Genomic DNA, 16,858 nt, shown 5'->3' with positions numbered 1-16,858 from the left:
AGACACAATCGCAACAAAGTAATCTTGGATCGATTTAAGCGATTTGTGTTCTACATAAAGACGTGCAACCGTATTCACTGTTACATTCATGCCAGCTACGCGGTCATGATTGATTAAAGCGATCCACCATTTCATATACTAGAGGAGAGATTAGGAATGCCTACGCCATACCCACTGCAATTTCAACCAGAGTTCAAAGAACGTGTATGGGGAGGTCGCGCGCTGGAGCAATTCGGCCTGACGCCACCTGAAGGACATATAGGAGAAGGCTGGATGATTGCGGATCATCCCAATGGTACAACCAAAGTATTAAATGGAGCACTTGCTGGAAAAGGCCTCGATGAAGTTCGTGAACAACTGGGCACAGCATGGCTTGGAACCAAAGGTGTATCGGAAAAGGGCGGACGTTTCCCCCTTCTGATCAAACTGCTTGACTGTAACGACGATCTGTCTGTACAAGTTCATCCAACGGATGATTACGAGGCTCTGCCTCCCGGCGAGCTTGGCAAAACGGAAATGTGGTATGTGCTTGACGCCAAACCGGGAGCACACATCATTTATGGCTTGAATGAGGGCGTTGATCGTGCGGTACTGAAGGAAGCGCTGGAGAATGGTACAGTGATGGATACCCTTCGTCAAGTTCCTGTTGAAGCTGGAGATACATTCTTTATCCCTGCAGGAACGGTACATGCTCTCTGTGCAGGTGTCGTTGTTGCTGAGATCCAGCAAAACTCGGATACAACCTACCGGATTTACGATTACAATCGTCCGGGTCTGGATGGCAAACCACGTGAGCTGCATGTTGAAGATTCACTGAATGTAACGGCTTATGAGGGCGCTGGTGCTACAACGATGAAAACCAACGACGCGACTCCAGGTGAGTGGCTGAAGCTTGCGGAATGCCCTTATTTTGTAGTGGAAAAAGGGATTGTCGCAGAACGCTGGGAACTCTCTACAAGTGCTGAAAGCTTCACTATTCTTGTGGTGTGTGAAGGTAGTGGGACCCTGGAGTGGGATAACGCGGATTCGGATAAGATTGAACTGAAAGCAGGACAATGTTACTTACTGCCTGCCAACCTAGGCTCTTATACGCTGGATGGCAACACCACTGTTCTTCGCTCTTATTTGCCTTAATCGAATAATCAAATATGTATTCAAGGTTATTTTATTGAACTGAATTGGCTTTAATGTGACCTGTGAAGGAGGTTTTACACGAGATGCAGGAATCTGCCTTTAGCCTGGTTGGCGATGAAGGTACCCGTATTCATGTGTACCGCTGGCTTCCCGATCCGGAGTGCAACGTTAAAGGTGTGGTCCAGATTGCACATGGCATGAGCGAGACCGCTGCCCGATATGCTGAATTTGCCCAACAACTCACCACTCACGGCTACGCTGTGTACGCCAACGATCATCGTGGTCATGGCAAAACGGTAGAAAACTCGAATTTGTTGGGCAATGCCGGCGTCGATGCTTTCCGTTGGATGGCGAGTGACATGATGAATCTGGGCGAAGTTGCTGCCAAAGAAAACCCTGCTGTGCCCCTCTTTCTGATGGGGCACAGCATGGGGTCGTTTTTGGTGCAGCATCTCATGTATGCTGGCCACGAACGTTACCATGCATTTATTTTGTCCGGCACCAATGGCAAACGTGGTCTTCTTAGAATTGGAGAGAAATTGGCTTTCCTGCAGTGTGGCATTCAGGGAACTGCTCATCCAAGTCTGCTGCTCAATGCGCTCGTATTCGGTGGATTCAATCGTTCTTTCCGTCCAGCAACAACACCGTTTGATTGGCTGTCTCGGGACACCGAAGAGGTCAAGCGTTTCATTGATGACCCTTTGTGTGGAGCCGTCTGCTCCGCAGGCTTTTTCCGTGACTTTTTCAAACTGCTGTTGGACATTCACTTGCCACGCAACATGAAACGTATTCCCAAGGATAAATCTGTATATCTCTTCTCGGGTGAACAAGATCCGGTTGGACTTCATGGCAAAGGAGTGCTTAACCTGGTCTCCCAATATCGGGAGCTTCAGCTTGAGGATATTGAATACCGCCTCTATCCGGGGGGACGCCACGAAATGCTGCATGAGACGAATCGGACTGAGGTAGCCGGGCATGTCGTGGAGTGGCTGGAAAGGCATATGCCTGACCAAACTACCCATCATTCTACAGCACATGCTGAAACCGCCGATTCCGTATAATGCGATGCAAACATTCATACAATGATGAAAAAAGCCTCTGAACCGGTTAGCAGCTTGCGCTGTGCACCATGTTTAGAGGCTTTAATTCTTTTATTTATAAGATGGCAATTAAATGTTAATCGTTATGGATTACCCTTCTATCAGCAAAGACTCTGGATCTTCAAGCAATTCTTTCACCGTCACGAGGAAACGTACGGCTTCGCTACCATCGATAATACGATGATCATAAGACAGGGCGATATACATCATCGGACGGTTCTCCATCCGCTCTGCATCAATCGCTACTGGACGAAGCTGAATTTTGTGCATACCCAGAATACCCACCTGAGGTGTATTCAAAATTGGTGTGGACAACAGGGAGCCAAACGTTCCGCCATTGGTAATGGTGAAGGTTCCTCCTTGTAGATCAGACAACGCCAGCGTGTTGGAACGAGCTTTGGACGCCAGGTCAGCGATGCTTTTCTCGATCTCAGCGAAGCCAAGACGATCTGCATCACGTACAACCGGTACGACAAGGCCTTCTTTGGCAGATACAGCAATACCGATATCATAGTACTTTTTGAGTACAACATCTTCGCCATCAATTTCCGCGTTTACGGTTGGGAACTTTTTCAGTGCGCCTACAACCGCTTTGGTGAAGAAGGACATAAAGCCGAGATTGATTTCATGTTTCTCTTTGAACTTGTCCTTACGGCGTTTACGAACATCCATAATTGCCGTCATATCCACTTCGTTAAACGTAGTCAACATCGCTGCAGTCTGTTGCGCTTCTACCAGACGTTTCGCAATGGTAGCACGACGACGAGACATGCGTTGACGTTCCACTGGCTTAGTAAATGTGGAGCCTCCAGCTGCCGGAGCACTAGGTGCTGCCGCAAGCGCTTTGGCAGGAGCCGCTGAAGGAGCAGCAGCCTGAGTGCTGTGAGTTTTCACATCATCCTGATAAACCCGGCCAATTGGATCCTTGCTCTGTACCTGATCTAGCTCAATGCCACGCTCACGTGCAAGTTTGCGTGCAGACGGTGAAGCTGTCTTCGAACTGCTATCCGGCTCCGGTGCTGCAGCAACAGGTGCTGGTGGCGGAGTTGGAGCTTCTGGTGCAGGTGCAGCCGCTTGTTTTTGTTCAGTTGCTGCCGGTTGGGAAGCGGGCGCGCCGCTTCCTCCTCCAGCTCCCACCGAGAGTGTTCCGATCGTTTCACCGATCTCTACAGTCTCGCCTTCATGTCGAACAATCTTCTCAAGTACACCGCTCTCTTCAGCACTAATCTCAATATTTACTTTATCCGTTTCCAGCTCCAGAAGAACATCACCCTGATTAACGGTTTCGCCTTCTTTAACCAGCCATCTGGATACGGTTCCTTCCGTTATCGACTCGCCCATTGCAGGTACTTTAATTTCACTCACAGCTGTTACCTCCCCAGTGGAATATTATTCTTCGTCGTTTGCTTCAACGCGGATGTAATGATCTGTTGCTGTTCCATGCCATGCACAAGCTGATAACCGCTGGAAGGACTCGCATGTTCCGGTCGACCTTCGTATTTAACGGTTGTGCCTTCTGGAGCGATTTCACGAAGACGAGGCTCCATGTATGTCCAGGCACCCATGTTTTTGTTCTCTTCCTGTACCCACACCAGCTCTTTCAACTTGCTGAAACGTGCGAGTACACGCTTGATTTCTTCCGCCGGGAACGGATACAGCTGTTCGACACGAATAATGTGAAGCCAAGACCAATCCGCTTTATCTTTCTCAAAAGCATCTTCCAGATCAATGGCGATTTTACCACTGCACAAAATAATGCGCTCTACGCGATCCGGCTTCGTGCCCAACCCTGCTTGCTCCAGCACAGGCTCAAACTTGCCTTCGCTGAATTCTGTTGCAGGTGAAGCGACACGAGGATTACGAATGAGACTTTTCGGCGACATCATAACAAGCGGACGGGCATCCTCTGTTTCGGTCAAGGAAGCCTGACGACGCAGCAGATGGAAATATTGCGATGCGCTCGACAAGTTTGCAACCGTCATATTGTCTTCTGCACAAAGTTGCAGGAAACGCTCCAGACGAGCACTTGTATGCTCAGGTCCCTGACCTTCGTTAGCGTGCGGAAGCAACATGACCAGACTGGATTTCTGAGACCATTTGGCACGGCCGGCAGATACGAACTGGTCAAAAATAACCTGTGCACAGTTGGCAAAATCTCCGAATTGTGCTTCCCAGATTACGAGCGTATCTGGTGAATATACGTTATACCCGTATTCGAAACCAACAACAGACTCCTCAGACAACGGACTATTGTAGATGGCAAAGGATGCTCTTGCTTGCGGCAGATTATGCAGTGGGCAGAATTTCGCACCATTCTCGGAATCATGCAACACCAGATTCCGATGGGCAAACGTTGCACGCTCTGCATCCTGTCCACTGATCCGGATAGGTTTGCCATCCGCAAGGATGGTAGCAAACGCAAGCGTCTCTGCAAGGCTCCAGTCAACCTTCTCACCATTGTTCAGAGATGTGCTTCTGCGCTGCAAAATGCGCTGCAACTTCGGATATACATTAAAATTCTCTGGCCATTTCAGCAAGTCAGCGTTAATTGCCCGCAGATTTTCCAATGGCACCGCAGTTGGAATAATCGAAACTGCTTCTGGCTCGCTAATTTGACGTTGGTAATATTCATGTACTTCATTATTCTTCATCTGCTCGTAAGCTTCTTTTAAGCGATTTGTCACAGCCTCACGAATGCTGTTGATGGAAGCATCGTCGACAACTGATTCCTCTTTCAGATGATCCTGATACAAGTGACTAACCGTTGGATGACCTTTTACTTTGTCATACACAGTCGGCTGTGTTGTTTCCGGATCATCCGTTTCATTGTGACCATAACGACGGTAACCGATTAGGTCAATCAGGAAGTCCTTTTTGAACAGGTTACGGTATTCTGCTGCCATACGAATAGCTGCGATACATGCATCTGGATTGTCTGCATTGACATGCACAATAGGGATCTCATATCCTTTGGCAAGGTCACTCGCATAGTACGTTGAGCGTGAATCTCCGCTATCTGTTGTGAATCCAAGACGGTTGTTCACGATAATATGAATTGTTCCGCCATTTTGGTAACCAGGCAATGCTTTGAAATTGAGTGTTTCTGCTACAATACCTTCCCCAGGGAAAGCTGCATCACCATGCATCAGAATGGTTGCCGCTTTGGTTACATCCTGTTTCGGATATCCCGGATCACGGCGGTCATCCTGTGCTGCACGTGCAAAGCCCTGAACAACCGGGTTTACATATTCCAGGTGACTCGGGTTATTGGCAAGCGTAAGACGCGCTTGTACTGTTTCACCGTCTTTAACATAACGGTTTGCGCCCAGATGATATTTGACATCCCCCGTCCAACCGTAATTGATTCCTGTTGATCCTTCGGAAGGAACCAAATCCTTGTTCGGAGAATGATGAAATTCAGAGAAAATTTTGCTATACGGCTTGCCCAGTACATGAGCAAGTACGTTCAATCGACCACGGTGAGCCATCCCCATCAGAATATGGCTTGAACCTGCGTGTGCCATAATTCGAACTGCTTCATCCAACATAGGGACAAGCACGTCGTTACCTTCAATGGAAAAACGTTTTTGCCCAACAAATGTTTTGTGAAGGAAATCTTCAAATTGTTCCACTTCAACCAAACGTTCCAGCAAAGCTTTACGCTCCTCTGGATTAAGTGGTGCCGGCGAAGTACGAGATTCTGCACGGCGGTTCAGCCACTCCCGCTCGTGAACTTCATGCACATGGCTGAATTCATAAGCCATAGGACCAGTATATATTTGCCGCAGGCGCTGGATGGCATCCAATCCTGTTACCGTCTGTCCATCTGCACCTTCCCAGATCAGGGAAGCTGGCAGAGCTTTCAAATCTTCTTCATTTAATTCAAAATGCTTCGGTTCAAGCAAAGAAGTATCTGAATCTTCACTGATTCCAAGTGGATCAATATCGGCCGCAAGGTGACCATAAGTACGAATATTCATTACCAGTTTCCCTGCTGTAACCGCTTTCTGTAATAATTGAATATCCACGCTTCCGGAAGCCTTTTGGGCATTTCCAGAATACGAGGCTGTATGTGCATCCCTGCCAGACATCGGCGGAGCACCCCATTGTTCAAATAATTCCCGATAAGCCGGTGTAACTGCACCTGGGTCTTGGGAATATAATTCATATTGTTCCTGTACGTATCCCATATTCGGGCCATAGTAACTTTCCCAGGGTTTCTTGTTGCCTTCCTCGATCGTCATCGACGTTCCCTCCGTCTTGATTTAGTCATAAGTTTTTGACGGAAATCATTGACTAAGCCGTAATTTGCGTTCGTTCAACATTTTAAGCTAAATTTTTCATGAAGTCCAATAATCGTGCTGTTGGTGGTAGTAACGTTGTTCCGACGCTCCCGTCAAGGTTTGTCTGCGTTTTCAAAATCATAGTAAACTGATGATTATATATACCGTCGCACAGATGTCGAATACTGTCCTGATCCGTTCGAGGGTTACACCTTCCTCAACTTTATGAATTGAAGTCCGTGTTCTAATATCTATTCTATAAACTTTTGCGCTCAGGAGCATTTCCTATTTTTAGTTCAATTGATGCATAAATTAGATGAATCGAATAATTGGCACATTTCCAACCCACAAATGTGCTCTGATTGTATGGCGTTTTGTTGTTAATTGCTTATCCTACGATGGTTTCTACACATTTTCAGGTTTCGCCCGATTTGCAGCCTCCTTATTTAGAATTGTGGTCCATAATGTTCAAAAACAAACCGTCAAGTTAAATATTAACCATTTGGCTTGGTATTCAACAAAAAAATGGGTGTTTCTTGTAATTCAATGTTATAAAGCAAAAGCCGCCTGTAATGCGTAAAAGCATCCGGGCGGCTTCTTTTTGACTTGGTTTATTTAGGCTGACAGAAATTACATCTCTTAGATGTTCCACCAGTGCTGCTGATGTCAGTCATTTAATGTGGCACCTGAGACTGAAAATCGTTCCTGCTTGACTGGTCTGCATGGTAAAAGACCACATCGCCATCCTTCAAGGGCCAAGTTCTGCCTTCACTGTCTACTGGAGTGTTGTTGAAACCTTCCATCTGCCACTGATTCATCAGTGGAGCATAAATGTATTGCAGGTGTGGAGCTTCTGTATTCCCATCTCGAAGTGTCTCGATATTAAAGTTGACCACAATATATCCGTCCTTCAGAAATATAGAAGCCTTTTCATCCAGTTGATTTTGTCTAGCGAGCGATTCGAGATTGGTTCCCTTTGGCACGGCGTAGACATCTGCAGGCAGGCTGTATTCTCCATACCAACGCTGGATCGCCGCATTCGCTCGGTCCACACTAACACCCGAAGGAATGTCTGTCTTTGGTCCAATCAGTGTACGAATGGAGGCGGGCATAATCATCCAATCATAGCGACCTACCCACGTCTTCTGGTGAGAGGTTTGATCTACAAGCGTAACCATATAATCAGCGAGCGAACTCTGATTGCGTTCATCTGCGGTCAGTTCATAAGTATACTGATAACGCGCCGTATCCCCCAATTCCGTACCGGGTACATTACGCAACCTCGAGTTCAGGACAACAAACCGTTTCTCCAAATCCTGCGCCGATCCTATCCGGATAAGTCGCTCTTGACCGCGGTGGTAGTATAGATCGACTTCTTGTCTGGAAGAGCCATCTTTGCTTACAAAATAGAACTTTGGTGTAATTCGAACGCCATCCTGTTTGCCAAACATATTCCCCTTTGTTTTCAGATCGAATTTGACATGGTAACCTGTTTTCACCGCTACATTGCTGAAACCCTGCACAGGGTGACTGCCTGGGCGAACAGGTAACACAAACGGTGCCAGATTACCTCGCGGATCACCATCAATACTGTTAAGCCCTGTCCAGTAGCTTGCTTCTGTCGGCTCCGAACTCCCGAGCTGTTTACGAAACACGTTCTCCCAATTATAATCGGCGATATCCGTAACATGAAAATCATACAATCGCCCAATAACCTCCACTGGTACCGTATCTGCCGCAACATGATGGGTCAGATTGGTGTTGGCATCCTGCTGCTCGGTGAACGTCGAAGGCGCATTTTCCGCAATATTCCGAAATTCAATTCGGTATTTCCCTTCATCCACCCATACCGGAAGATAGAAAACGGTATCCAACTGATTGATCGGAATGTCCAACCAGGTCTTGGCTGGAATGAACTGACTCCTATCGGCGTTATAGACATCAAAGGGGAAACGAATCTGCTTGATCCGAAAATACTTAGCATAATCCCTATTGCCATAACCCGGGTAACTGCTTACGTCCAGATGCTGCCCAGAGGTCGGGATGCGTACGATAAACGGTCTTTCCAGAATAAGTGCCGAACTGGTCGGATCAGGTATTGTTTTCTGGTTATGCGGCTGATCATCAGACACCCATGCGTAGTTAACGACAGGTGTATGCACCGTGACAGAATTGATACCTTGAATAGAAAATTTCTGATCCTGACCGCCTTTAATGTTGCCAGGAATCAAACCATAGGCGATCTCGCCCGTTGTCGGTTGGTTCGCCTTGTTGACCAGTGTATTCTGAATGGTTAAACGATTTTGGTACAGCACACTGTCACCGATCATGCCCGGCTGCGGGATGGTCCCAGGTCTCGGAGCAGTCTTATCCGTCGGAGCAGGGTCCATCACAGTGGCACCATTAAACACTACCTTGTCATTATTTACAGTGCTCTCTTTGACCTCAGTTTCCGCTTTGGATTGGAACAATGACGTTTCATCAGGTGTAGGCGGCTCGCTGTCACCGCCTGACTTTGTTTCAGTGCCAAGGTCGATTTCCTTGCAAGGTGCAGGTTTCACATGTGCGGTAACGGCATCATCATTAGCCGATTGTAAGGTCGGCGGTGTATATCCGTTTGGAGTCAACGTTACTGTACCACCGTAGCCACCAAGTGCATAATTGGATATCGTAGCTTGATTTAGCTGGTAGACTTCCAAATTATCAATCTGCCAATAATTATATTGTCGGATGACCTGCATTGGTTTTTCCACAGGAACGTCTAGTTCCTTAGGTTGTGGAGGTGTGCCTGGATCATTCGGTCCTGTCGAGGCTCTGCCCGGAATCGTCCATGTTTTGTGATACTTCTTTTTTACGTTGACCGTATAAGTCACAGTTCCCGTCATGTTAACCCAACGGTGCTGGAACAAGTATCCTTTAGCCATGACATTTGCATAGAGATCTTCAGAAGTCGGGATGCCGCGGGTGACATCAAACTTCTCAGATCCCCGATCATCAGCTTTCAGCACGCCCCGGACGGAGGGGTCCATGACAGCCGATTCGATTAACGCTCCTTTATTAGGTGGACTGATGGTCACGGGGCAACCCACAACACCACCGCCGTTACCTGGATCAGTTCCCCCGTCTCCTCCGTTGCCTGTGCAATCCTTTACATCTAAAACCTGCGTTCCTTGCTCATCCAACTGCTGGGCAGTGTCTAAAAATCGTGCAGTGATGGTGGTGCTACCGACGATACCTTTGATCGTCATTTTCCCATCTGAACCTATTGTCGCTACTGCTGGATTGGAGCTCTGCCAGGTCAGTTTGGAATGAGCGGTAAGCTCATGAACAGAAAGATCTGACTTGGTCAGGATAGCTTTAGCTTGCAGCGGTGTAGCTGTGTCTGCTTTACAGGCGTTGGGCAGGTTTACAATAAGTCCTGGTTCAGACGTCACCGTAATGTCAGCAGTATCCGAGATGAGGTATGTACCGTTGTTCCAAATTGCACGTACAAAAGCAGTACCCGGCTTTTCAGCCTTTATCATTCCTGTTTTAGGTTCAATGCTCACAATACTCGGATCGGATGACCACCAGGTGGTCTCAGCTTCACGCCGACTTACGTCGATGCCTTCACTAAATTGAGGTGCTCCATAGTTCCTCGTTTTAACTTTGGCTATTATCTGTTTGGTTTCTCCAACTTTTAGATTGGAATCTGGGGTTACGTCAATTTCCTTTTCTTCTTCAAGATCCCCTTCCCAGATGATGTCCATTGGAGTGTAATAAACGACATTGTATTTTGGACATCCTTCCGTTGTCTCACCACCATTTAAAAAAGGTTTTTTTTCAGTCGGAGTATGGTAGCCTCCAGTAATTGTCCTTATTGCTACAATAGTAGACGGAAATGGAGGACTTGGGTCCCCTACGCCAGTATAAGAATTTTGATCTGCTCTACCTTGATAGTCAACATCATGTATTCGAACATTTTTAATATTTGTTACATCTACTTTGTTTCCATTGTAGTCAGGCCAACTTTCTGGAGGCCATTTACTGAAATCAACATTATCAGGTATTTCTTTAGCTTCAGGATATGGACTCGAACAACTTCCTACATTTCTCGCATAGGTTGGGCCCCCCGAATGTTCAGCTTTGAAACGGCCATCGTCGACCTGGTACCAGTACACTCCTGGTGTTCCTATAGTAGGTGTTGCTTTGACTGTAACTTTTTGAGGATTTTTCATTGATTTTGGCCCATACTGATCTGTCGCAGCATTAATAATATTAATGGGAAGAAGGAAATTTATTAATAATTCACTAACAAACAAAGTTATTAAAATGAGACTAAAGAAACGTTTATCTATCTTGCTCATGCATTTTTTTCACCACCCGATTCAGTCTACCTTTGAATTTTAAACGCTCCCTCTGTATCAGATTCCAAGAAATAAGACCATGATTTATTTCTTAAAGTTGATGTGATCCAAAATCTTGTTTGAACTCCTTTTTTAATCAGTTCACCAGAATTCATAGGTAACGTTGTAAAGCCCTTCTCTTTTGCCAATTTCAAATCTAAGCGATTAAATTGTATAAGAGAATCGGAAAATCCCTTGTTAAACGTTAATAAATTAGACTCTTCTAAATATGAAGTGAATGAAATATCAGAAAATGTTTTATACGAACCAGGAACATAATTTTTTTCCAATAATAGTGAGGCATAAATACCTTTCGGTTTGCTCTTAGTGGTATCCACGACTATTAGTCGATGTATCTTCATTACACCAGATTTATTAGTTAAGGTGATGTAACCTTTAGATAAGTCTGAAATCTTAGCAGAACCCGAACTATACTTATAATTACTAATCGTCGTTAAATTCGTTCCCGTCGTACCAACCTCACGCATCTCATTCAAATCACTGTACTTCCCTGCATCCGTACCCTCGACATCCATATAACGCAGCAAAATGGCAGACACTTCAGCTCGCGTTGTTGGATCAGCAGGCTTCAAGGAACCATCCTCAAATCCACCGACAATACCAGTCCCGCGAACAAGAGCAAGATAAGGAATTTGCTCTGCACGAATCGTTCCCCGATTCACTTCCGGGGTAGGTAGCAGTGTATTTCGAGTATCGTCAAAAGCATCCTGGAAACTGGTTCCCGATTTGATCAGTCCGTTCGCAATCCATTTCATCAACTCGTAGCGTGTCAGCTCGGCATTGGGATTGAATCCTTTCGGATAATCATTAGCGTTAATAAAGCCTTGGCCCACCAACTGTGTCACAGCTGATTCAGACCAGTGTCCCTTGAGATCAACAAAAGGATTCTCTCCTTGTACCTTTTCCAAGCTGGTTGCACGGCTGAGAAGTGTGGCATACTCACCACGGGTGATTTTGGCATTGGGGCGAAACGTACCATCCTGATAGCCGGAAATCAGATTCTTATCATAGGCTTTAACAATTGTAGCTTGCGCCCAGTGCCCTTTGATATCTTTGAACTTCGTAAGCGCAGAAGCCGTTGTGCCCGCTCCACTTGTGCTTGTAGCAGCATCCACAGTAGACACCAGACCCACGGTTCCATTAGTCAGCAGCGTTCCTACCATCAAAGCCGTCGTCAACAAACTTACTATCAACACATTCCTTTTTGATTTCCTAACGTTTGATCTCATCTGCTTCTTCAAATATACTCACTCTCCTATGTACCTTAGTATGGGGCAAACTTCTGCTTTTTCAGCACTCGTACTACTCTTCAAGCCAAAACCTAAATTTGTCATAATCATCAATATTCTACCATGCAAATCTAGGCTATTGGTATTATTTTTCAGCAATCCCCATCACTACAAGGCATGCAACCTCCCCTTCCAAAGACCCAATTCACCCCTAAAAACACAAAAAAAGGCCACGAATCCGCAGATTCATAGCCTTATGCTTTAAGGTGTCAGTCCTATTCAATTGAAAAATTTGTAATCTATCTATCACAGAATAAACGATTCTGCACCATTTGAACAGTCCTAAAATTTAAATCAGAATAGGATTCTATTAAAACTGTTCATTCGAAACTGTTACCGTCTGCCCCTGACACAATGCTATTGTTAATCATATGCTGTGCAAATGGCGTCAACGATAATGCGCTAACCTCTTCCATAGTAAACCATTGTGCACCCAGCGAATCTTCGCCATCGGGTTCCCTTTTGATCTCATAAGGCCGACTTTCGCTTGTTAAATATACATCGTACAGAATCCCAATATGGTGCAGCTCTTCAGGCTCGCCTTCGTACATCCACTTCAGTACATTCGACTCCGCAGAACGAATCACCAATTGTAGATTGGAAAGGCCTGTCTCCTCTTCGATCTCGCGGTGTAGGGCCGTCTCCGGTTGCTCACCAAACTCCAACCTTCCTCCAGGCAAATCCCATTTCCCCATATAGGCTCCTCTCGCCTTATGAACTAACAGGACTTTTTGCTCCCAAGCGACTAAACCATATACCCCCATATGTGTAAACCGATCCACTTAAAGGCTCTTCCTCTCATCTGTAAGATGCCTAACTTGCTCTTCCAATCTACGGATACGCTTATTCATCTGATAGAACGATGGAGTGAATATCACCCCAATAATAACAATGATCCAGACACTCAAATCATCAGCCCCTATCTTAAGAGTCACTCCACTCAAGCGATAACCGAATAATCAGTTCTTCCCCCTCAATCAACAATGCGGTTAACCCTTTGTCCGAGCCAGATTGGTGATTCTCTCCATTGGTCCAATACGCGGCTTCTCCCGATCGGACAACTACCCGCTCGTCTGTCTCGCCTTCCACCCAACCTTCCCCTTCAAGCACCAGAAACACCTGCTCACCCACTGCTGGATGCAAACCCACACTTCCTCCTGCAGACAGTTTTAGTTGGGCTACATGGCATGCTGTTGTGCTTCGGAGTATTGGCGTAATCTCCGCTCCCTCACTGCCATAAGCGGTGATGCTGCGACGATCCTCTGGTTTTAGGCGATATATCTTCACTTCTTGTTCTCCTCTGCAACGGTTTCCAGGTCCAGAGCCAAACGGATCATATCCACGCAGCGAATGCCATCTTCAATAATCTCTTCTTCATAATGTTTCACAAAGAAATCCCGATCGACCCCTATAATGCGAAAACCGCAGCGCTGATACAGCTTCAACTGATGAAAACTTGAGTTGCCTGTCCCAATTTCTACCGTTCGACCACCGAGCCTGCGTGCTGCTTCTATCGCTTCCTTGATCATGTGTTTGCCAACGCCCTGTCCCTGTAATTCTTCCTGTACGGCAATATTAACAATCTCTACCGTCTCTGGACGCGTCTTCAGCAAAACAAACTCTCCTACCATTTCTCCTTCATATTCAGCGATAAAACAAACACCGCGACTCAGATACTCGTCAACTATGGCTTTGGACGGATCAGCCATCAATAAAAGTCCATAAGGTTTTTCTTCTTCCCAGTCCAAAATCCGGAACGACAATTTCACACCAATCTCCACCTTTTCCTCGTACATATTCATTTACGTCCCGTTTGCTGAAGCCTATGTATGGCTATATCACCAAATATACAACAACCTTCCGTATATAAATGTTGTGGTTTGAATTCATATTTTTCTCTTTTTATAACCTCGGGTTACTCCGGAACGACTTTTATACTTTATTTCATCCATCTAGTTCACCAAATCTATTAGCTATTTACCACTCCAACTTGATTTTGATAATGACGAATCACCATGCCAGATGCTTTTTGCATGCCCTTTTTCTCATAGAACCCCTGAAGTTCGTCATCACACAAAAGATCAATCATATAGAGATCACTCAGACGATTGAACATACGCTCGACAAGCTCTGTTCCGATTCCCTTACCCTGATACTCCGGAAGCACTTCCAACAAGGGAATATATGCACTAAGAACTCCGTCCGAGATCGCTTGAATAAAGCCCACCATATTCCCAGTATCTTCATCAACAGCCAGTTCAACAGCATAGGATTGTTCCAACAGCTTCAGGAAAGTAGGCGTAGACGGAGAGTTGGGCCAACCTTCAAAAAAATTCCCACTAAGTTGGTCGATTCCTATTCCCTCCAGCGTGTCACGAAATGTAATCCCCATAATCGCAAGTCATCTCCTTTTAAAAAGTAAACTTCATTATATCATAATATCTGGATATAAATATATAGAATTGGTTGATAAAATAAGAGACACCATTCAAATACAAGCCTCATTTATTTGCTTTATTCAAGTAATCTGTCATAAAAGCACAACGTTCTATTCCACACGTTACTCACCCGTGCTTAAATGCTCATGGATTAATTTCCATCCTCCGTTGATGCCTGAAACAAATACATTGGTAGCCCGACCTTTTCCAGAAGCCGGCTCCCCTTGATACATTCCTTTCCAGTGATAGGTATAAATACAGACCGCCTGCTCTTCGCCCGTCGTAATCCACGTGACATCTTCTGCACGATATACCTCTTCCTTGACGGTCTGCCAAGCGTTTTCAAAATAAGCCCGAATTTCGTCAGGCGTAGTACAAGATGTTCCCGTAAACCAATATACGGCATCCGGTGATAACCATTTGCTTACCTCATCAAACTGATGTGTATTTGTCGCTGCAATGTATCCTTCTAATGCATGCTGGTATCCCATAATTTCTTCCGCCTCCTGAGCGTTTTGAATCATTTAACTTCACTCTGTTCAAGAACCGAATCGCTATACACCATAAATGTCTCTTTCAGTGTACGCCCCGTTGATTTCTCCCAGATCACACTCCGCTCAAACGTACCTGCTTGAAAAAATCGCGGAAAACGTTCCGCAAACCAATCCTGCATGGGCAGTTCAAGCGCTTGCCCTAAAGACACCCACAACAGTTCGCCTTCCGGCGGCTCGCTCAGTAGCTCCCCCTCAAAAGAAGTAGCCAAGTAGTTGAAAACCATATAACGCAATCCTTGCTCCGGATCACAAAATTCATCAAGACCTTTGTATGTAATCTTTTTCACCACAAGTCCAGTTTCCTCTTTAACTTCTCGCACGGCACCATCCACAATACTTTCCGGAAAATCAACTTTCCCTCCAGGAGCAATATATCCAGGAAATCCTTTTCGGTTCGGTCGATTCATTAATAGTACCTGATCCCTCCGTTTGTCCCATACCATACACATCGTTAAAATCTCAGTTCTAGTGTCCATGTTTTCCCTCCCAGTTGCCTTATACAAAACCTAATCCCTTGCAATTCACACATATTCACTCACTCGACAGAAGAACCTTCCAATCCTTGATTCCCAGGTGTTTTTCTGTCCTCTCCGCTCTTGTGTAATTGTTGAATTAAGCTTAAATACTTCGTTGTACACTAACACTTCTGGTACATAGATAGATTCTCCTGCTTCACTCTCTATTCCCCATCCCTCTTAACTTTCCAGATTATCTGCAAAGTCAATTTGGATATAAACGCATACGAAAGACGGACACCGGAAATTTCGGAAGCCCGCCTCTTTATGATGTATGCAATACTTTGCTTTTGAACCGAATATTGAATATGTGATACTCAGCTCATGCCTGTAATTAACACCCGACGTTCTTTCCACTCTGCACGACGATAAGCCTGCAGCAGACCGAATTTGCGGATACTTGCTTTCGGCACCGATTTGTAAGGCATAGCGACCGTAAATTCCTCATCGAACGGCACAAAAGATAATCCTACTTTCTCATTGGAGAGCCACTCGGCATGGATGGGTTGCCTTGAACAGGCATCGAAGGTACAGCCGAGTCCTTCGGCGAAAAAATCATAACGTGCAGCAGGTGTTCCGGGTTCCTCCATACAGAGAAAAAGACTGAGCTGATCACAAAAAAGTATAATTTCCACATCACTTTTCAGCCTATGTTTCAACGCCTCACCACCACCAAGCTGCTGTTCCCAACGTAACTGGTGCTCCCGTTCATCGTCTAGATACTCCCTGATGTCTTCATCATCATTGGTGTTAGCACCCAGGTTGTTTTGAAACAATTCTATATACATCATGCTGCACAGCAATCCGGCATACAGGTTTTTCTCACGAACCTCTTCAATACCTTTACGATAAAATACAAATCGCGGACGTAGCGGAAAATCACGAAACGAATATGGGATCTGACTATAATCATTCCAGAATGGAGACGAATCCAGTTCAATCCATCCCCGATCATGCTCTCTTGCGGCAAGAATCAGGTCTTCCCGATGCGCTTCATCGACCAACAATTCCGTTTTCCAATGGGAAGCCATTTCTCCGGCTACTAGTCCATGCTCATGCTGTGCGGTCAAAACAAAATCATGCTCTCTCTCATATACGATCATTTGCTGTCACCCTCCCGCATGGTATACGTTGACTTT

Annotated in this window: 13 protein-coding genes; 2 read left to right on the top strand and 11 right to left on the bottom strand. The window is 45.7% G+C overall.

Features of this window, described 5'->3' with window-relative positions; translation table 11 throughout:
• Positions 1–156 precede the first annotated feature (156 nt).
• Positions 157–1,134 (top strand): type I phosphomannose isomerase catalytic subunit, encoded by a 978-nt coding sequence (locus AMS66_RS08645; protein WP_053780408.1) that lies wholly within the window; start codon positions 157–159, stop codon positions 1,132–1,134.
• An 83-nt stretch (positions 1,135–1,217) separates the two neighbouring features.
• A complete protein-coding gene (locus AMS66_RS08640) occupies positions 1,218–2,195 on the top strand; it encodes an alpha/beta fold hydrolase (RefSeq protein WP_053780407.1) in 978 nt (325 codons plus the stop codon).
• Between the two features lie 129 nt (positions 2,196–2,324).
• Here AMS66_RS08640 and odhB read toward each other — a convergent pair whose 3' ends face one another.
• From odhB to AMS66_RS08585, 11 genes are all read right to left on the bottom strand, one after another.
• On the bottom strand, positions 2,325–3,599 hold the full coding sequence (gene odhB / locus AMS66_RS08635) for a 2-oxoglutarate dehydrogenase complex dihydrolipoyllysine-residue succinyltransferase (protein WP_053780406.1): 1,275 nt from the start codon (positions 3,597–3,599) through the stop codon (positions 2,325–2,327).
• A 5-nt stretch (positions 3,600–3,604) separates the two neighbouring features.
• On the bottom strand, positions 3,605–6,478 hold the full coding sequence (locus AMS66_RS08630) for a 2-oxoglutarate dehydrogenase E1 component (RefSeq protein WP_053780405.1): 2,874 nt from the start codon (positions 6,476–6,478) through the stop codon (positions 3,605–3,607).
• Positions 6,479–7,191: 713 nt separating this feature from the next.
• On the bottom strand, positions 7,192–10,266 hold the full coding sequence (locus AMS66_RS08625; RefSeq protein WP_236703286.1) for a DUF5704 domain-containing protein: 3,075 nt from the start codon (positions 10,264–10,266) through the stop codon (positions 7,192–7,194).
• A 623-nt stretch (positions 10,267–10,889) separates the two neighbouring features.
• Positions 10,890–12,164: an S-layer homology domain-containing protein gene (locus AMS66_RS08620; RefSeq protein ID WP_053780403.1), complete on the bottom strand. Its 1,275-nt coding sequence runs from the start codon at positions 12,162–12,164 to the stop codon at positions 10,890–10,892.
• A gap of 368 nt (positions 12,165–12,532) precedes the next feature.
• The gene (locus AMS66_RS08615) at positions 12,533–12,994 is read right to left on the bottom strand and encodes an NUDIX domain-containing protein (RefSeq protein ID WP_053780402.1); all 462 of its coding nucleotides are present in this window, start codon (positions 12,992–12,994) and stop codon (positions 12,533–12,535) included.
• A 142-nt stretch (positions 12,995–13,136) separates the two neighbouring features.
• A complete protein-coding gene (locus tag AMS66_RS08610) occupies positions 13,137–13,499 on the bottom strand; it encodes a cupin domain-containing protein (protein ID WP_053780401.1) in 363 nt (120 codons plus the stop codon).
• A complete protein-coding gene (locus AMS66_RS08605; protein WP_181014103.1) occupies positions 13,496–14,014 on the bottom strand; it encodes a GNAT family N-acetyltransferase in 519 nt (172 codons plus the stop codon). Before AMS66_RS08605 ends, AMS66_RS08610 begins: the two co-directional genes overlap by 4 nt.
• Positions 14,015–14,181: 167 nt before the next feature.
• Complete coding sequence (locus AMS66_RS08600; protein WP_082350619.1) at positions 14,182–14,604, bottom strand: GNAT family N-acetyltransferase; 423 nt, start codon at positions 14,602–14,604, stop codon at positions 14,182–14,184.
• A 168-nt stretch (positions 14,605–14,772) separates the two neighbouring features.
• Positions 14,773–15,141 carry a YybH family protein gene (locus AMS66_RS08595; protein WP_053780399.1) on the bottom strand — a complete coding sequence of 123 codons (369 nt, stop codon included), beginning with the start codon at positions 15,139–15,141 and terminating at the stop codon, positions 14,773–14,775.
• A 29-nt stretch (positions 15,142–15,170) separates the two neighbouring features.
• Positions 15,171–15,680 carry an 8-oxo-dGTP diphosphatase gene (locus tag AMS66_RS08590; RefSeq protein WP_053780398.1) on the bottom strand — a complete coding sequence of 170 codons (510 nt, stop codon included), beginning with the start codon at positions 15,678–15,680 and terminating at the stop codon, positions 15,171–15,173.
• 356 nt (positions 15,681–16,036) lie between these two features.
• Positions 16,037–16,822 carry a DUF3891 family protein gene (locus AMS66_RS08585; protein ID WP_053780397.1) on the bottom strand — a complete coding sequence of 262 codons (786 nt, stop codon included), beginning with the start codon at positions 16,820–16,822 and terminating at the stop codon, positions 16,037–16,039.
• Between the last annotated feature and the right edge of the window lie 36 nt (positions 16,823–16,858).

This window comes from Paenibacillus xylanivorans (genome assembly GCF_001280595.1).
GTDB classification, from domain to species: domain Bacteria; phylum Bacillota; class Bacilli; order Paenibacillales; family Paenibacillaceae; genus Paenibacillus; species Paenibacillus xylanivorans.
This window is presented reverse-complemented; position numbering and strand designations above follow the sequence as displayed.